General features: G+C 55.0%; 12 protein-coding genes. 4 read left to right on the top strand and 8 right to left on the bottom strand.

Annotation, left to right across the window (positions count from 1 at the left end; all coding sequences use genetic code 11):
- Nucleotides 1-973 precede the first annotated feature (973 nt).
- The 4 genes from N5095_RS11645 to N5095_RS11630 all read right to left on the bottom strand — a co-directional run bounded on the left by N5095_RS11645 (nt 974) and on the right by N5095_RS11630 (nt 4,292).
- Nucleotides 974-1,288: a hypothetical protein gene (locus tag N5095_RS11645; RefSeq protein ID WP_267623050.1), complete on the bottom strand. Its 315-nt coding sequence runs from the start codon at nt 1,286-1,288 to the stop codon at nt 974-976.
- Nucleotides 1,289-1,312: 24 nt separating this feature from the next.
- A complete protein-coding gene (locus tag N5095_RS11640) occupies nt 1,313-2,242 on the bottom strand; it encodes a ribonuclease H family protein (protein WP_267623049.1) in 930 nt (309 codons plus the stop codon).
- 229 nt (nt 2,243-2,471) lie between these two features.
- Complete coding sequence (locus tag N5095_RS11635; protein WP_267623048.1) at nt 2,472-2,792, bottom strand: DUF6788 family protein; 321 nt, start codon at nt 2,790-2,792, stop codon at nt 2,472-2,474.
- A 231-nt stretch (nt 2,793-3,023) separates the two neighbouring features.
- Nucleotides 3,024-4,292: an RNA-guided endonuclease InsQ/TnpB family protein gene (locus N5095_RS11630; RefSeq protein ID WP_267623047.1), complete on the bottom strand. Its 1,269-nt coding sequence runs from the start codon at nt 4,290-4,292 to the stop codon at nt 3,024-3,026.
- Nucleotides 4,293-4,475: 183 nt separating this feature from the next.
- Between N5095_RS11630 and N5095_RS11625 the strand changes: the two genes are divergently transcribed.
- Together N5095_RS11625 and N5095_RS11620 are read left to right on the top strand one after the other, a co-directional pair.
- Complete coding sequence (locus tag N5095_RS11625; RefSeq protein WP_267623046.1) at nt 4,476-7,058, top strand: PD-(D/E)XK nuclease family protein; 2,583 nt, start codon at nt 4,476-4,478, stop codon at nt 7,056-7,058.
- A complete protein-coding gene (locus tag N5095_RS11620) occupies nt 7,051-9,954 on the top strand; it encodes a UvrD-helicase domain-containing protein (protein WP_267623045.1) in 2,904 nt (967 codons plus the stop codon). The genes N5095_RS11625 and N5095_RS11620 overlap by 8 nt, the downstream gene beginning before the upstream one ends.
- 249 nt (nt 9,955-10,203) lie before the next feature.
- Here the strand turns inward: N5095_RS11620 and N5095_RS11615 are convergent, their stop codons facing one another.
- The gene (locus tag N5095_RS11615; RefSeq protein WP_267623044.1) at nt 10,204-10,986 is read right to left on the bottom strand and encodes a DUF8170 family protein; all 783 of its coding nucleotides are present in this window, start codon (nt 10,984-10,986) and stop codon (nt 10,204-10,206) included.
- 115 nt (nt 10,987-11,101) lie between these two features.
- On the opposite strand from N5095_RS11615, the gene N5095_RS11610 reads away from it, so the two are divergent.
- Together N5095_RS11610 and N5095_RS11605 are read left to right on the top strand one after the other, a co-directional pair.
- The gene (locus N5095_RS11610; protein ID WP_267623043.1) at nt 11,102-11,578 is read left to right on the top strand and encodes an ArsR family transcriptional regulator; all 477 of its coding nucleotides are present in this window, start codon (nt 11,102-11,104) and stop codon (nt 11,576-11,578) included.
- A 525-nt stretch (nt 11,579-12,103) separates the two neighbouring features.
- On the top strand, nt 12,104-14,038 hold the full coding sequence (locus tag N5095_RS11605) for a hypothetical protein (RefSeq protein WP_267623042.1): 1,935 nt from the start codon (nt 12,104-12,106) through the stop codon (nt 14,036-14,038).
- A gap of 412 nt (nt 14,039-14,450) precedes the next feature.
- Here the strand turns inward: N5095_RS11605 and N5095_RS11600 are convergent, their stop codons facing one another.
- The 3 genes from N5095_RS11600 to N5095_RS11590 form a co-directional block, all read right to left on the bottom strand.
- On the bottom strand, nt 14,451-15,575 hold the full coding sequence (locus N5095_RS11600; protein ID WP_267623041.1) for a tyrosine-type recombinase/integrase: 1,125 nt from the start codon (nt 15,573-15,575) through the stop codon (nt 14,451-14,453).
- A gap of 385 nt (nt 15,576-15,960) precedes the next feature.
- Nucleotides 15,961-16,464, bottom strand: coding sequence for a hypothetical protein (locus tag N5095_RS11595; protein ID WP_267623040.1), 504 nt, complete (start codon nt 16,462-16,464; stop codon nt 15,961-15,963).
- Nucleotides 16,465-16,534: 70 nt separating this feature from the next.
- A partial coding sequence (locus tag N5095_RS11590) for an AAA domain-containing protein (protein ID WP_267623039.1) occupies nt 16,535-18,257 on the bottom strand: 1,723 nt, incomplete at its 5' end.

Genomic DNA, 18,257 nt, shown 5'->3' with positions numbered 1-18,257 from the left:
GATTTCTTTTCTGCCGCTATGAGGCTCAGAGACATAGAATCAAAGAGTTACAGCGTTCTGTTCGCTGACCTCCGACGATTTGTTTGTGAGGCTTTCTTTGGACGACATCACGAGAAATGAAGAACACCCTCTCACCCCTATCGATTTGTTCTAACCACAAAGGAGGGGTGGGGGTAACTCGATGTCGATCACGCTGTTACCACCCCTAAGCCGAATATTTCGTTAGATGAGTTGTTGTCCTCTCTATCTATTCTTCTTTCTTCTAGTTCTAGTACTAGCCTAGCTAGAGTAGACACACCCCTATCGATTTGTTCTAACCAATTGGAGTCGCTTGATTTGGCTTCGTTTCTTGACTTAAACAGGTCCCTGTAACGTGGGTATGGTCGGCTTCTACATCCTCAATACAAGTCCTTAGACTCGCTTCTGAACTTGGTGAGTCTCCTCTATCGATTTGTTCTACATCGCCCTCGTCTCTCGAAAAGACCGAAAACAGTGGTATAAAAGCGTGAAATATGGGAGAGAACACTTGATCACCGTCTCTCTCATTATTTCCATCGGTGTCGAACTGCTCCCGTGCTGCTCTTTCCCGGGAGAACAAATCGATAGGGGTGAGGGGGTGGTTGCAAAGTCAGTACCGCAATATGCAGAATCCGTTCCTCAGCCGCGGCTTCCCCCGTTCACAATTCCATTCTACAATTCGAGAATGTCTATCTCGATGATTGAACTACCTTAGCTACGCCCCTGGACAAATCGATAGAGGTGACTCTGTGTACGCGCGTTGTCTCGGTGAACAAGTCGATAGGGGTGAGCCTCCGCATCCTGGCGATTAGAATGCAATTCATCGGATTCTACGTCACTGCAGGGTCGATGCGTACCGTCCGCGTGTCACCGATTGCAAGACGATTTGAGTCTCCCTCGCCAGTTAACCAACGCGAAGATGTCTTCCGGTAGCCTTGTTGGTTAAGGGCGTCGGTCACATCTCCCGATCGATTTCGAGCTTCCGCATAGCTCGTTCGAATACGTCCGGGTGACGATGGGCAAGATTCTCGAGGTGGTTCCGAATGGACTGGGCCGGATTGACGTCGACATCATCCGTGTCCTGGAGTTCACGCCAGAACTGATGCATTTCTTCGCTTACGGAGACGCCTATCGTGTGGTCCTTCACGCCAGTATTGAGTGCGTCGTAGTAAGGTTCTGTATCGAAGTCCGACGAATCTTGCTGGTCCACTCGGTCTTTTTCCTCCGCTGCGTCATCCATCGCTTCGCCGAATGGATTGTCGTTGCTCATACGCTCTTATTCTTAAGCTTAATATTAAAGATATTCGTCTAACGTCTCGTCCGTGATCTGGACGTCTTGTTCGGCTGCGAATTGCTGCGCACCAGCCCGGAATGCATGATAGCACTTCTGTCGAGTATTACGCGGAGTCCCATCACTGACTTCGACGACGGTCTCGATGGCACTCGCCGTGTAGGGGTCGGACGGATATCCAGAATCGTACTCTTCCTCACGGGCCCAGGCAAGCCATCTGGCAATGAGTTCTTCTGTTTCTGCGAACCCGAACCGTTCCAGCGTCCGATCCTTCGCGACGAGTCGCGAACTGAGTGTCTCGCGCAGTTCGTCGATACGATTACCAGCACGCTCCGTTCCGAACAGGAAGAGAATGAATACGGGTTCACTTTCTCCTAGGTCACCAACGCTCTGCAACGCGGCTAGTAGCTGCTCGAAGGTTCGTGTATTCCGAGCTGCATCCTCGAGTTGGTCAACCTGAATGATACACGAGATATCGAGGGCTTCGAGCTGGTCGGCAACCTCCTCGACGATCTGTCGAACTTCGTCTGTGGCGTGCGGGTACGACTCTGGAATCTCGAGGTCATCGTACTCACTGAGCTCGTCGAGAAGGCGTGTATAGAAGCGACGTGTCGTGATGGACTCCACTTCGCGTATTCGAGCGACTCGGAACTCCTCGCTCCGAGGGCCATCTGAAAGAGCATCGTACACGAGATCACGGAAGTGAGATTTCCCAGCGCCCCGTTCATCGATGATCGAGATGTGGCCTGCTCGATTCAGGATGTGGCTCGCGACTTCGTTGAGTAGATCTTGATTCGCACGCACCGCAATACTCGCGTCAGGAAGTGTTTCAGCCGTGAACGGAATTCGCTCTGGCTTGATCCCGAGTTGATTCGCATAGGTCTCCTGTGCCTCCTCTGTTTTATCGAGGGCCTCGGTGAATTGGTCGCTCATAGTGGCTCCACATACTGAACCGACTTAAATCTAATCTGAATATTAATCTTAAGATTAACTACGGTCGTTTCAGCCACTCTCAGAATCGAGTCACTATCGAAATCTGGTTCTCTCAAATACGCGGAAAACATCCACTCCTACGGGAAGATATTGATACTGGAATCGGCAGCAACAAGTCCACAAGGTTAACCAACAGACACGCCAGTATTCTGCATCTGTTGGTTAATCTTTACTCGCTCGGATTCACTGGTCCCTTGTATTGAGATTTGATTTTGTCACCCTCTCTCCACTGCCAGTAGTAATATCGATTCCCGTTGATCTCCTTCTCAGTCAGTGTGGCTTTGGTAGGGACGTCTTCAGGTAAATCCTCAGGGCGTTCTTGAGGTTCGTCTTCATCAGCCTCATCCAACCGTGTCTCTCGCTCTCGATACTCCGCGAGTGCATCAGCATACTTGGCGATAGACCGGAGCGTTTCCGCATTACACTCCTCGAGTGAGGACGCTACTTCTCCGGGAACCTCGGGTGGGGTCGCTGGTTCTGAGTACGACATGGGAGCACTTTAACCAACAAATGGGGCTCAACGGCTTAATTTTGTTGGTTAAACAAGGGCCTTCGATTACGACTGTCCTGCGCTTCCCGACCCACTTCTCCGCAAATGAAGGAGATTGATGTCTTAGCCGGCGACCTGTCGATACCCGGCACCATGCGACCGCGATCTAATACACACTTGGCGTTGACATCCTCCTCGCGCGAAAGCGTGAGGTTCCCGAGCGTTGAGATATTATGGTTCGCAATTCACCTGTTCTCTCGGTGCGAAACGCCCCGAGGTCTGATTGAACAAGTGAACTGCTGGCCGTGCCAAACGACCGTTACTCATATCCCCTGTTGGAGGATTCTGAGTTATCTTTCTCCGGATGTTTACCGCACCGTTCACGTCCGCATTCATCGTCGCTCCGCACGACTCACAGGCGTACAAGCCACGCTCCACACGATTCGCGTCACGCTTTTGACCACAGCACGAACACGTCTTCGACGTATCTCGCTCTGAAACACGATCAACGAGCATACCGTATTCTTCAGCCTTGTATTCGAGGAGACGAGTGAAGCGTTCGAACTCCCACCCGTGGAGTTTCTTGTTTCCACTTCGACCCCAGTTTCGGGAATCGCCGTTTTTGTCCTCTCGAATCTCGCTCAGGTCGCCAATAGCGATTCGACCAATCCCACGGTCTATACACTGCTCAACGATCTGCTTGGCGAGGGCATGTAGAAAGTGGTCTTTCCGCCGAGACAACTTTTGCCGAGCGCGGAGTGCCCGTCGTGACGACCCGTTTTTGCCCGCGGTATCGTACTCGTCTCGCGTAAAGTAGTGTTTGTCTTGCTTGAGAACGTTTCCCGGATACAACTCAGCATCACCATCGTCGTATGCAATGACGAGGTAGTTACTGATTCCAAGGTCAATACCAGCCGTCCTGTCACCGGGGGCATCCTCGATGGGTATTTGGACCTTGCAGACGAGATGGAGTTCCCAGCGATCGCCGTTCCACACGGCTCGAACCTGTTGGATGTTCTCCACAGCTACGTCCGGTCGTGTCTCGTACTCACAGAGGATGAAGTCCGAATGATGGTTCTTGAGGTTGAAGCCTTTGCTCAGACGGAGTTGGTTGTGCTTGGAATCGTGCTTGATGCCGTTCTGCTTCCATGTCACGGTGGAACGTGGATGCTTGTCGCCTCGCTTTCTGTAACCGGGTGGATTTGCGTTAGTATCGCCGTTCTTGCGCTTTTTGAACCAACCGTTGAACGCCTCAGCGAGTTCTTCGAGAACGCGCTGACTTGATTGAGAATGCAGATCACTGTAGCGTTCGTGGTCTTTTAGTTCGCGCTTGAGGTCGGCTTCAGACGGAATTTCTCCGGTCTCATCCCATTCTTGTTGCGTATGATAGCGAGCGACGTTCCACAGTTTCGATGCCGAGAACCCGCACTGGTTGAGGTCGTCACTCACCTGTTTGTGGTTGACAACCTTCGCTCGATAGGTGCGGCTTGTTTCCAGCATCAGACTGTGTTCATAAGCACTTATGGAAATTAAGTATTAAAACCGATGGTTGAGATGGAAACATTAGGCTCTGTCATCGGTAGTTAGTGCAGGAATTGTCGGCTGTATCCTCGTTCTGAAGGGCAGGAGTTTAGCCTCCAAATTCCCATAATTATATGAATTATTGGCTGAGTTGTTGTTGCCGTGCCAGTTACGCGGGCGAAACCACTTGACTCCCTCTACGACGAAGTCCGAGACTATGACCTCGTCATCGTTCCTGATGCGCCGCTTGCCAGTGGGCTGAACCGACGTCTTGATCGCGCTCATCTCGGTATATTTGCCATCACGCCGCGTCGACTCGCAGCAGGCCGCCGCGAACGCGCCGAGGACCGGAGCGCCTTTCTCGAACTCGTTACGACCACCGACCTCGAGTGGAAGCAGGCTGCATACGCGATTGGCAACACGCTCCAATGCTGGGAGCACCAGGGACGTGTCGATGCCGTTCTCGACTACGACGCATACGCTGACACCGCGACGGAAACCACCGTCGACCAGCTCTCAACGCTCGATACGACTTCCCGGCGACTCGGCGAGTACCAAATCGACGACAGCAAAGACGTCACCGTCGTCGGCCACGACCAGCTCACGACTCTCGAACGATCGATTCTCCCCACGCAGTACGATACGTTCGATCCATTCACCGATGCCGCATTCGACCGACCGCCGTTCCACATTTTCGATTCAAGTACCGCAATCGTCGACGCTGTGCTCGGCATCCTCTCCGCCGACAATGCGGAGGACGTTGCGGTCGTCGCGGATCGCGGGAGTGAATATGCAACGCTCGTTCCGAGCGCGCTCGAAGCCGCCGATATTCCGTTTATCGGTGGCCCAGGGTTCGCTGACGAACAGCATCACCGCGGATTCGTCCAGTTCCTTCGCGCCGCTACTCGCGGGACAGAGACGCGTGTGAAGACAATTCGTTCAGTCCTCTCCAACCTCGGTATCGATGTCGACGTTGAACACGACGACAAACGGCTACAGGATGTCGACGCGGACAGTCTCACGTGGTTCCAGGAGTTCAGCGCGGAAATCGGCGAGACAACGTTCGCTGGAGCACTTACTGCATACGAACGACAGGCCGGGATCAGCCTCGATGCGTTCCGAGTTGAACTCGATGCGCTCGGAATCGCTACCGTCGACGTCACTAGACAGGGCATAGATCGGCTCGAATACTATCTCCAGAGCTACGAAGTCCCCGTCGACCGCGAAGACGAAGGAGTTCTCCTGGCCGACGCAAAGTCAGCAGCCTACGTGGACCGCCCCGTCGTATTCTACCTCGGCCTCGACGAAGCGTGGACTCACTCTCCACCACGTCGTCCATGGGTCGACCGTGACGCTGAATTCAGTCGGAACCTGACGCAGTTTCAGCTCCTCCTCCAGAACGGCGTCGAACAGTACTACCTCGTTCAGGACACGATCGGCGGCTCACCCGCAACGCCGTGTCTCTACTTCGAGGACCTCCTCGATGATGACTTCGAACGGTTCAGCGATCTCGATACGGTGACTCACGGACGGACCTTCAGTGCGGCCCAGGATGGGTTCGAGAAGGAATCACTCGACGTCTCACCGACGCAAATCGACACCGTCAGCCAGTCCAGTCTGAGTACGTACGTCAACAGCCCGCGTGACTACCTCTTCAGTCGGCTTGTCGATGGCCCCGATAAGGACTACTTCAAGGAGGGGAATCTCTTCCACGACTTCGCCGAGTTCTACGTCAACCATCCCGACCTGATCGACGAGGAGACCATCGAAGACCTCGTAGACGTAATGCTCGAGGAGGCGGGTCCGTTCGTGCGGCGCGTCGACCGTCCAACGCGCCGTACCAAGTACTGGGTCGGCCTCGAAACCATCGTCGAGCTGCTCGACGAACGCACCCCGGAGGGTGACGACCTGCTCACTCCGAACAGTGGGTGGGGGCAGAATTTCTTCGCGGCCCATTTTGACAGGGAAGTCGACTCGCCGTTCACGGAGCGCTGGTTCGAGAACGAAGACCTCGGACTGAAAGGCAAGATCGACCTTGTTCATGGACCGACTCACCTCCTCGATTACAAGAGTGGGAGTCGGAAACGGGCATCTCGCGTCGTCAAGAACTCCGCGCTCGATCCACCGAGCGATACGCCGAACTTCCAGGCACTTCTCTATCTCGCCCACCGTCGGAGCGAGCACCCAGGCGAGCGCCTACAGTTCACGTTCTTCCACTTTCTCGAGACGCTCGACGACGTCGTCGCCGGCGAGGCGGACTTAGAGGAGACGCTGACGACCATTGAGTATCATCCGACCCAGTTCGAGGAGCACGCCCGGTCGCGAGCGACGTTCGAGGCGCTCCGCGATGACGGGGCAAAGAACTGCCAGAAGACGCTCTCGAAGATTGCGTACGCTGATTACCAAGCCGCGTTCGAGACGGCCCCACTACCGGCGACACGCGATAGTGACGAACTCATCGACTCCGAGTTCGGGCAGGCGATGCAAACCCGACTGCAGGCGTGTGTCGGTGAGTACAAATACGTCTCGTCGGGCTGTAAACAGCTGCTTCATCAGCTGGCACGAGTTCGGAGTCAGAACTACTTCGAAGAGGACCTCAATGCCTTCGAGACGTTCGTCACCGAGCGCATGACAGAACTGAATCAGCGACGCGCTGGCGAAGAACGCTTCCCTGTGAACGGGCTCGCCGGTGAACCGAACTACCGTCGCGTCGACAACCGCGACCTCCTTCTTGACCATGACTGAAACTGATCCCAACCCTCAACAGCAGGACCTCATCGACAGCACCGACGGCTTATACCTCGTTGACGCTGGCGCAGGCACGGGGAAGACGTTCACCATCACGCGCCGCTATGCGAACATCGTCGACGAGGACGACGTCGCCCCCGAGGACGTGCTGCTGGTGACGTTCACGAACAACGCTGCAACCGAGATGAAAGACCGGATCGTCGGCCACTGCGAGTACGGGATGCGCGATCTCGCTGATGCGCCGATTCAGACGTTCCACTCGCTCTGCCACGATCTCCTCCAGGAGCACGGCTATGCTGCGCCGACGCACCTCGGGCTCGACGACCGCATCACGGGCTCGACGCGGATCGTCGAGGATGACCTCGTCGAGAAAGCCTTGTTCGAGGAGTTCATCGACCGGTTCAGCGACGACCACCCCGAGTACGATGACTACTTCCGCATCGTCTCCGACCCGACCGAACTCCTCGGACTCGTCTCGCAACTCGCCTCGAAGGGCGTGTTCCCGACAGCCGACGGCTGGTATCGAAACGGCGAACGGTATCTCGACGGGGATTTCGAGGCGTTCAAATCGCTGTTCGACGAGGTAAATAAGCCACAGAATGGCGGGAGCAAGCAGTCACGGCTTCGCTCGAAGCTCAACCGCTACGGGAAGAACAAATGCTACCTGCCAGACGCCCCTGAGAAGGCCGAGATTCGCGGGCAGGGCACGAAACGCGTCCCCGATGCTGTCGCTCGGATGGTGTTCGATGCTGACCGCGAGAGACTCAAGGCATTCGTTCACGATGTCTACTACGAGTACCTCGAATTCGCGCTCGGCCGGAACTACCTCAACTTCGGCTTCCTCCAACTGTTCGCGTTCGTCCTGCTCTGTGAGGACCACGCGCTTCGTGAGTCCATTGCGTTCGACTACGCGATGGTTGACGAGTTCCAGGACTCCAGCGAGATCCAGTTCAAGCTGACGCTGCTACTCGCGGGCACGAACAACCTCTGTGTCGTCGGCGACTGGAAGCAGAGCATCTACGGCTTCCAGTACGCCGAAGTCGAGAACATCACTGCCTTCGAGGACCGGCTCAATCGGTTCGTCGACGAACTGAATGCCGACCACGAACGGGTCACCTTCGACACTCGGCCGATTCATACCATCGAGCTTATCGAGAACTACCGCTCCACCCAGGAGATCCTTGACTTCTCGGAGCACGGGCTACTTGTTCCGGCGGCGAACCGGGACAACGTCGATGTCGAGGCCATCCAGGATCGAATCGTCTCACTCTCGACCAACACCGAACACGAGAACACCCAGATCGAAGCGATCGCGAGCCCGGAGGAACACGAGTCGGTGGTCGCGAAGATACAGGAGATCGTCGGCAACGACGCCTACCGGGTTGAGGCCGATGACGGGTCGCTTCGGACGCCCGAGTATCGAGACGTCGCAGTTCTCACGCGAACACGAGAGTTCGGCCGCGACCTGCTGCAGACCGCCAAGGAGTACGGGCTGCCGATGGCGTACGAGGGCGGGATCGAACTGTTCCGCACGCCCCAGGCGAAGTTATTGCTGGCGTGGCTCCGCATCCTCGAATCCGACACCGACCGCGGCTGGGCGGTCGTCCTCGAGGAAGCAGGCTACACACTCGATGAGATCAAGCACGTCCTGGAGACTGAGGCGTATCCCGAGAACATGCGCTCGTTCCGCGAGAAGCTGGCAGAACTGGAGACGCTCGGCGGCGTGGCTGAACGCGTCTTTTCGCGGTACGGGGATGACGGTGCGACGGCCGACGTCGTCCTCCACACGATTCAGTCGGTACACACCGCGACGACACTGACTCGGGGAGACCTTATCCGGTTCATCGAGCGCGGCATCGAAGCGGGCAGTACCCACGATGTTCACGCGAACGCCGGTGCGAACTCGGTGACGGTCCAGACGATTCACGCAGCGAAGGGGCTCGAACATCCGATCGTCGTACTCGCGAACATGAACAGTGGGCGATTCCCGCCATCGGGCGGCGGGAGTGGAACGATCACGTTCCAGGATCCGGCCGGACTCCGACAGCGGAAACGCTACGCCGAGGTTGATGGCCTCCCTCACGTGTACGATGACTGGCGGACTGACATCCTCCGCCGGTGTTTGCCCAGGGAGTACGACGAGGAGCGCCGACTGCTCTACGTGGCGATTACGCGCGCCGAGAGCCACGTGATCTTCTCGGCCGGGGAGGACCCAAACACGTTCCTCGAAGAACTCCCGGTCGAAATCGAAGCGTGGGACACTGAACCTGATGCGGACACCGTAGACGAAACCGAGCAGACGGAGTTGCTGATCACGGTACCGACACCGGAGGGACCGGTCGGACACTCACCACACTCGCTGATGCGTGAGGATGTTTTCGAGGACGTCGACGAAGGTATGGGGAAGGCGTTCGGTACCGACGTCCACGACTTTGCGGAAGCGTACGCGCGCGGCGATGATGTAGAACTGAATCGGGACGACCCCGGATGGGACGACAAACAGCACGTGATGTCGTTTCTCGACGGCCTGTCGGGCGACCTGCTCGTCGAGGAGGACGCCTACCTTCCGCTGGACGTCGACGGGACTCGTGTGATGATCTCCGGGATTATCGATCTCGTTCACGTTCGAGGCGACCGCATCGAAGTGGTCGACTACAAGACCGACCGTGGTCGGCACGCGGAAGCCGAGTATCGGAAACAACTCAGTGTCTACTATCACGTGCTTCGGGAGCTGTATCCTGAGCGTGAGATTTCGGCGTCGATTCTCTATACAGTCGACGGAGTCCGCGAAGAGATTGACCCCCTCTCTCGGGACGATCTGGTCGATGTCGTAAAGGCGGTATCCGATGTGGAATCACCCCAAACTACGCCTCCGTTAGGCAGCTCCCGTTAAGTCGAATAGTGGAAAGGAATTTATCGCTTACGCCTCTCGATAACAGGTGTGTACCGAGTTTAATCTTAGAGTTAAGATTAATGGCAGTTCTAGTCCCGATCACAGACAGCGCCGTTTCAATGGAGACCTATTCGAATCAGTGGGGACTTCGGCATTTCTCTCGGACAAGAGGGCTTTCGATTGGACACACTGATGTCGAACAACAACGGAAGACCCTTTCTTAAGGTTAGGATTAATCTTAAACTAATTTTACCGCTGTTCCCACCCCGGTCTCGGTGACCCCGGAAGATCATCTGTAGCGTCGAGTAGCTCTTCCTCAGTCGTCCAGGGATAACATCGCCCGTGAAGTTCGAAGAGACGGAAGTCGTTCAGATGGACCCAGCTGTACGACGGAACCTCGATATCGTGTTCCTTAAGCGTGGTCCTCACCGCATCGACCGAGATGTCGATCCCAGTTTGGTTTGCTCGTTCGACGAGGGCCTCGAGTTCTGCAATCTTTGTCTCGTCATCGATGTCGGTGGCAGCTTTGATCTGCGCAGCAGCAGCGACTACGTCACGTTCGTCGGTGAGGCGATCCTCCGTTTCCCACTGGTAGGCACGCGGGAAGGCGTACGCCTTTTCGAAGTACTCGGTTTCGCCCAGTTTGCCGAGTTCGTTGATCTCCCCGCCCGCGTCTTGCTCGAACACGGCAGCCACGTAATCACAGAGTGTCGCCGTGATATGGAACTTCACCCGGAACTCCGGAAGACGCGGAAGATCGATGTCTGAGAGGTCTCCGATGAGGAAGGCATACGTTCCGTATCGGCGGTTTAGCCGATCGCTGACTGCCCGTACTCGGCGGAGATACGGATCACGGTAGCTCCCGAGGACGAGATACGCGGTTTGATCACGGTCGTAAATTGCTGGTGTCTCACTGTTTGCCCACGAGAGGATTCGAACGGCCTCCGTCGATCCAACGTCGAGCCCACGTAAGGCCTGCTGTACAGCCTTCATAATCTCGCCCGAGTTCGGGGGAACGGATGGAGCACTCATACGCGGGAACAGTACTGGCTGGGTAAAAGACGTTTCTAACTGACTCAGTACTTCGACGATTCTATTGACTTGTTCAACCCAAACCGTTATGCAGTCGAGCCCACTACTCTATAGTATGAGCGACACGGCCCCGGAAGGGTTCGAGGACCCCTTCGCAGAGCAGCAGCGGATGCGTGAGCTGCTCTCCCAGGAGACGCGCCACCTCATCTTGCAGTTAATCCTCGGTCACCCAGCACACCTCGCGTCGTTGGCCGAGCTCGACTATATGATCCCGAAGAACGAGGCGGCCATCCTCGACCAGCTTGAGACGCTCCAAGAAGCAGGAATCCTTGACGTCTACGTGCACGAACCCAACGTGTCGACGCGAGACCTTCCGTCAAAGTTCTGGGGACCAACCGAGCGCGGGGTTGAGATTCTCTACGAGCATAATTTCCTGCGGGGCGTCCCGATTGCCCGCGCGGTCTACGAGGAGACGAAAAAATCCGAGCGGGTGCAGCGCCACGAGGACGCACCGCGACCGACGCTTCCCGAAGCCGTCAGAGAGCCCCTCGAATTCGACGAACCGAATATGGAAGCGGCTGAGGCTTCCTAGGGTTCGTCAGGTGGTTTCGAGGAGAGCACTTTCTCGCTGCCTCCAGGTTGGCTGGTACTTCGAACGCCATATCCGTCGCTGCGACTGTTGGAAGCGATGGTGAATGGCTGCGAGCGCCTTTTCATCGAGGTGGTATCATGGTGTCTTCCGGGATGAATGTTCTCTCTGAGCTACCATGGTAGCTCTAAGCTACCGCTATCCTGGTGCCTTGCTGTGAGACTACGAATGGGCCGTTGCCCTCAACTCTAATCTTAATATTAAACTCTTCTGAGGAACTCATAGGCACAAGTACTGTATTGGGAGTTGGCTCTATTGAAGCCCTCAATAGCTGATACAACCCCCGTGCGAGATACAGAGGGTGTATCTTGCAGCGGAGTACCCAGAGTGAGACGGCTGAATTGCTAAGTACAGCGAGACAACTAAACGCGTCTTCCCTTCACTGTACAAGTCAGAGACCCCGCAAGCGAGCGCCTCGAATTATTGCTGAGCGTAGGACTATATGCAGTGAACAACTGAACCAACTTAATGACAGAAGACTCTCTTGACGGCCTGGAATTTTCATCCGGGTCTGAAGAACGTACTGCAGGAGAGTTCATCGACACGATCCACGATGAGGACATCCTCTACTACTACATCCAAGACGCCTACGAGAAAACAAAATCAGGAATACAAATCGACGCGGACGGCAAGGAAGAGAAAATCAAAACCCACGCCCAAGTCGAAGTCTTCCAATCCACCATACAGTACGTCGAAGCCTTCGGAATCTACCTACTCTCCTACATCAAAGGCAAAGAGAACCTCGTCGACCATCTCGTTGAAATCCGACCCAAACACCTCCACCGCTTCTTCGAAAGCCTCCAGGATGGAGAAGAAGACGAATACCTGCAGAACCAGGGAATCGACGAAGACTATGAAGCCGTCCTGGAGTCACTGTTTGGCTACGCCTTCATCGACGAAGTTGGAGAAGAAGTTTCTGAAGAAGAGTTGCGGGAGGCAATCGACCAGTCCATCGAAGTCTTAGACGCCAATATTCGACGCATAGGCGAGTTCTATCTGTACTTCCACGATATCTACAACGCGGTAAAGCACGGGAACAGGGCCTTACCTCAATTGGAGAACGGATTCAAGATCTCCCGGGAAAATGAGAAAGACACGGAACTCGAAGTTGATCTGAACTTCGTACTGTTCTTATGCAGAACCCAGGACTGGAAGCCATTCCTCGCCGGTGTCCCTATCGACTACCTCATTGACCACTCGCTGAAAATCGCTGGGAAGACACACCGAGTGTTCAGCTACCTCAAGAAGGTTTCCCGGGCAGAAACCTCTGGCGAGGAAATCGACCTCTCCTTCTTCCGGTTCGAGGAAGCCGATGATGAGGATGAACAGGAGTGGATTACAGCCACAAGCAAGAGCGGAGTCATCATCCTCCCCAAAATCGAGGAACTGGAAGAACTACAGCAGCCACAGGAAGTGAAATTTCCGGGCAGGATCGAACTAGATCATCGCACCCTCTACATCAAGACCCAATACGATGAGGAAACCTCGGAAGAGTACCCTCTGGAGGTTACAACGCTACAACGCGGAGTCGTCGGTCTTACCCCGCAACCGTTACTCGGTGTCAACTTCAACTTCATCGTCGACGAACTCGACGTCGACCAGTACTTCGAATACCTCAATCTCCAGGAGTTAGAACTGAACGGCGAAGGAATTGACCGAATTATCATCGTTGACGAACAGGCGAATCAAGAGATCGACACCGGAACCCCAGAGAACTTCGACATCCCGGAGGAACTGGACTACTTCCTGGAGTGGGAGGAGTTGAAACAGCTGTATTGGCTGCAACAGATCAGCGGCGAGCGAATCCCGATTCCTCTGAACGTTGCGAAGGAACAAGGAGACATCATCAACGAGTGCATCGAATCAGATCTGGAACAAGACGATGCTGTAGCCGCTGTAGAAGAGCTGAAAACAGTTGGTGAAAAGAATCACTGGACTACTGTCCACGTCGATTTAGTCACCTTAGACGGCCGCACACTCCAGTCTGAACCTGTCTGCCAGATACAGGGCGAACTAATCCCTGATATCGAGTTTTACGAGGACGAGCACACAGAACAGTTCGAAGAGGAATGGGGTGACCCAGGAAAGGATCTCCAAGTGGTGGCCAGAGGATACGAAGGAGGATACGAGGACTTAGTCGAGGCTCTCAGCGATCACTCCTCCAAGGTGGAAGAGATCCTCGAGCAGCTGGATCTCGGAGCGGATGGCCCTACGCCACCGAAACTGGTGTTACACTACGAAATCGGGGAACCAGGATTCTGGTTTACAGAACATACGCTGCGATTCCAATTCCTGACAAACCAAATTCGAATCAACGTCAAGCAAAGCTGTCCTCTCTGCGGCAATACGATAGCGACAGATCTCCGGACTCATCTTGTTGATGACTGCAATCCCTCAATCTAAATCCGCTCTCAATACCTAATCAATACGCGGTATCGTTCGTGTCTCGTTACCGGAGGCAGTCAAAACTCTCTCAAGCAGTTGATTGACACCGAGCAGAAACTCTAGAACTCGCTAAATCGGACTCACAGCGGATGAAGCTGTTCAGTCGGATCACGCTCTCACACAACAGATCAATCTCGAATACACGATACGCGCTCTACGTTCAGCACGGCTCCTGAAACCTATCAGACCTCAAGTGCTCAACAAAGCCTGGGAGTTCTCATGCTTCCATCCTAACCAATGATAGCTGAGTCACTACAGCTGACCGGTTGATTCTAGAATTAATCTTAATATTAGGATTAATACATGGTCAGGGGAGTTCCCCTCTGCTTTAACCAACAGTCTCCATACAATTGGATTAGTGTTGGTTAATTCAGTCCTTGAGGAGATCGTCGACTTGCTTCGCGGTCTCTGCTGCTTGGATATCGGAGTACGATTCGTGGGTTGTCTCGATGCTCGCGTGTCGGAGTGCTGATTGGGCAAGTTCGGCGTGGCCGCTCGCGTAGAGCTCGTGACCAAGCCCTCGACGGGCACCGTGTGGCTTCAGGTAGTCACCGTCGACGTCGAGGTCAGCGTCATCACACAGCCGCTTCATCAGGTTGCGAGCACCGTTCGTCGAGAGCGCTGGTGGGATGACCTCATGTTCTCGGAGTACCGTCTCGATATCGCTGCGCTCGAGAATAGTTTCGATCTCCTCGTCCGAAACTCCCTCGTGGGTCAGCTGTTCGCGAACGGCGCGATATTTCGACGGGACGTGGCCGCTGGGAAAGACCGGCCACTCGTCGGTCGGTGGATCGAGGACAGTCCTGTACCGCTCTAATGCCGTGGCGGCCCGCTCGGGAAGCTGTGCGTACTCGTACTCTCGTGACTTCCCGAGGACGCGGACGGCACCGGAGTCGAGTTGGACGTCTCCCCAGGTGATGCCGTCGCGCTTGTCGTCGGAGGGTTCAGCGAATACCTCCGCACCGCGAACACCAGAGAGTCCCAGGAGATAGACGATTGCCCGGTCGCGAAAGGCCCGCTCACGACTCACGTCCGCTTCCTCGTCAAGGGCGTGGTCGACGCGTTCGTCGACGTAGCGCGTGATCGCCCGCCGCTCCTTTTGCCGCCAGAACTGCCGGTCGGCGTCACCGAGATCCTCGGGGAGCTCGTCGGTGGCACGCTTCGCTTTGGCCGGATTCGTATCGAGGAGCTCGTCGGCGACGCAGAACGTGAGGAACGCGCGGACGTACGCGTAGTAGGTGGTCGCGGTACTCGCTTTCAAATCGCCGTCGCGGGCCTGCTTTTTGAGATGACGCGCGTATCGGCGGCAGTCGAGGACGTCCAGGTCCTCGAGGTCCGTCACACCGCGCTCCTCGCGCAGCCAGGCTCGCCACGTCGCGAGGGTCGACGCGAAGTTCTTCCTGGAGTTACCAGCCTCGACACTGTCGAGGTACTGCTGGATGGCCGTCTCGACCGGTGTTCCCCCGGGTGTAGCGTCGCCCTCGTCGGGTTCCATGGTTCGTGCTCGACCGACGGCGGCGACCCACGTAAATCTACTGTGTACAACTGGGATAATACACAGTAATTCTAAATTCTTAAATTCTTCCTATATCGAAGGGTACACAGGCTATAACGGCGATATTCTATTTTATGAACTGTATGTGGCTATACAAAATGCCGGGTGGGCTGAGGCCACAGATTCGGAGGATTCGTAGCTACAAATCATCATCATGGCCGACTGGCTGCGAAAAAGACGCCTAATCGGTAGGGAGCGAGGGATTGGCGGATTCATCCTTGATGAAGACGACGTGAATCCCTAATACAGCCTCCAGTCGGTCACGATTCCCGCACATGTGGTATTTGTCTGCCGAGACAACCTTTTCGAGAGTATTGGAATGCGGTCAATCCGTTTGAATACGGCCGAACGGCGGTTCTAGATCGGACTCTAAGCGGAATAATTCTTCCAATGTGCTTTTGGTAATTTCTGGGTGGCGGTACATCGCCCGGCCGATTGCTTGGAAGCGTTCGTCAGCCGTGGTCCAGTTTCGTATCTCTTCTAGATCGAAGTCGGGGTCATCGCGGTAGTCTCGAAGTTCCCACGCCACACTGCGAGCCTCGTCGATTGTCAACCGGACGTCGTCAACAGCGGTCGGATTCTCTAGCTCGCCGTGGTTGCCGATCTCGGTGTTTGTTAGCGCTGAAATGTTACTGATGAGGTTTTGACTGAGTTCAGTCACGTCTGCTTTCAGCTTCTCGTCGTGATGGGCTGCGACGAGTTGTAAGTACAAGAGCGCCGACATGGTATCCTGCGATGCATACACGACTTGGTGGACGGATTGGACGTTCTCGAACGCTTCGTACGCGTCTTCGAGCTGAATTTGCGCTTCTGTCAGGATATCTCCCATCAAATCGAACGACAAAATGTGCTCGTATATACTTTCTCCCCCTGGTTGGCGGACTATGGGCGCTGAGAGATCAACGTGATCTCGATACCAGCACGTCCTTTTCGATAAGGTACTCACTAAGACGGGCGAATGTGTCCGCACAACTGTCTTCCTCGTCTCGAAACGCTGCGGTGTTCGAGAGCGTGTCCCAATCACCGATCACCACAAGTCGCTTTTTCGCACGAGTGAGGGCAACGTTCAGCCGTTTGCGGCCATCATCCCGAGGTGATTCAAGGAATCCAGAATCGTTGCTTGCATTCGACCGGACAAACGACACGATAATCACTTCTCGCTGACCACCCTGGAACTTGTCAATGGTTTCGACGTCAACACCGTTCCCGACTTCGCTATCAAGTTCCGTCCGAATTTGACTACGAATGTAATCCCGTTGCGCGCTATACCCAGTAATCACCCCGACATCTGATGGAGCCACACCATGTTGAAGCGCCTTGTTCACTTGCGCAACCACGTATTGTGCTTCTGTAGGGTTGTAGTAGGAATAATCGTCCTGTTGCTCATCGCCAGAATCATCGATCCCAAGCAGCGGTGTGAGCCCATCAATGGTCTCGGCCCGATTTGCTTCTCCATGTTCGAGGTTCCCGTCGTAGAACTCCTGACTGGCGAACGCTGCAATGTCCTCATGCATACGGTATTGCCGATGGAGGGTCTGCGCGAGGTCGTCCCCGTATACGTTCAAGAGGTGCTCGAAAAGCGACGTGTGTAGCTCTTGATCTCGCATCTCAGGGTCAGACACAAATGGTGGGAGTTGTTTGTGATCACCCGCAAGCACGGTCCGGAGACCATATGGACGGGGGTACTCCTCATCCTCGTCTAGTCGGCGTCCCCGACCGAATGGAACTGCCGTTGCAGGCCCTGAAGCTTGCGTCGCTTCGTCAATCACCACCAAGTCGAATGCGATCTCGCTCTGGTTTTCGAGCGTCGCAGCAGTATTGGTCGTTGAAGCAATGATATCAGTATCACCAAGGTTCCCATTCAACTGGTTTGACTGTTGGAAATACCGCCTGCCTACGAAGCTATTGACATCTCGCCTTGAACTTCCGATTCGAGCCATCGATACATCGAGATCGTCAAATTCCTCTACCACGTTGTGGAGCGACGCCCGATCAATTTCGTTCTCAGTGCTTTCCCCGGCTACGATGTTATCGACTGCCTGGTTAGAATGAGCGCAGACAAGCACTCGTTGGCCCTGCTTCACTGCATGAGCGACAACCGTGACAAGCGTCCGTGTTTTCCCCGTCCCCGGTGGGCCATGAATACAAAAGACGTCATCCGTTCGTAGTGCGTCCACAGCGGCGCGTTCTTGATACGTGTTCAAGTTGAGGAACGGCTCGAACTTTTCCCGTAGAGGTGAGCAGAACGAGATCTCGCGGTTCCCAGCGAGAAGATCACGGTGGTTGGCCGCAATCGACTCAAATGCTTCGTACTCTCGTTTTTCGGCGATCCCTTTCGTTATCACACGAAGAGAGCACTCATCGATTCCACCAAGGTTGACGTCACTGAAGTCAACCGCACCGAAAGCAGGGTCGATAGTAATAGACGATGATCCAATCGCCGTTACCAGTCCATCGAGATACGTCTCCTCACCCGTATTGGACTCCCACACAAGTAGCACGGTATTCCCTTCGAAAACACCGTACTCGCTTTGAACCTGATTATACCTCTGCCGGTCGTGTTTAGTTAAGCGTGAAAAGTGAGGCGACGTGATTTCTTGGTGCTCTATGCCAGAAATCAGC

Origin of the sequence: Halobium salinum (genome assembly GCF_026586625.1) — an archaeon.
In the GTDB taxonomy this organism is placed as follows: Archaea; Halobacteriota; Halobacteria; order Halobacteriales; family Haloferacaceae; genus Halobium; species Halobium salinum.
The sequence above is the reverse complement of the archived record's forward strand: the minus strand, read 5'-3'. Positions and strand labels throughout refer to the sequence as shown.

Excerpts from the sequence above, each read along its gene's own strand:
- N5095_RS11630 (WP_267623047.1), bottom strand. The coding sequence starts at position 4,292 with ATGCTGGAAACAAGCCGCACCTATCGAGCGAAGGTTGTCAACCACAAA.
- N5095_RS11610 (WP_267623043.1), top strand. The coding sequence starts at position 11,102 with ATGAGCGACACGGCCCCGGAAGGGTTCGAGGACCCCTTCGCAGAGCAG.
- N5095_RS11640 (WP_267623049.1), bottom strand. The coding sequence starts at position 2,242 with ATGAGCGACCAATTCACCGAGGCCCTCGATAAAACAGAGGAGGCACAG.
- N5095_RS11635 (WP_267623048.1), bottom strand. The coding sequence starts at position 2,792 with ATGTCGTACTCAGAACCAGCGACCCCACCCGAGGTTCCCGGAGAAGTA.
- N5095_RS11645 (WP_267623050.1), bottom strand. The coding sequence starts at position 1,288 with ATGAGCAACGACAATCCATTCGGCGAAGCGATGGATGACGCAGCGGAG.
- N5095_RS11620 (WP_267623045.1), top strand. The coding sequence starts at position 7,051 with ATGACTGAAACTGATCCCAACCCTCAACAGCAGGACCTCATCGACAGC.
- N5095_RS11615 (WP_267623044.1), bottom strand. The coding sequence starts at position 10,986 with ATGAGTGCTCCATCCGTTCCCCCGAACTCGGGCGAGATTATGAAGGCT.
- N5095_RS11605 (WP_267623042.1), top strand. The coding sequence starts at position 12,104 with ATGACAGAAGACTCTCTTGACGGCCTGGAATTTTCATCCGGGTCTGAA.
- N5095_RS11595 (WP_267623040.1), bottom strand. The coding sequence starts at position 16,464 with ATGGGAGATATCCTGACAGAAGCGCAAATTCAGCTCGAAGACGCGTAC.
- N5095_RS11600 (WP_267623041.1), bottom strand. The coding sequence starts at position 15,575 with ATGGAACCCGACGAGGGCGACGCTACACCCGGGGGAACACCGGTCGAG.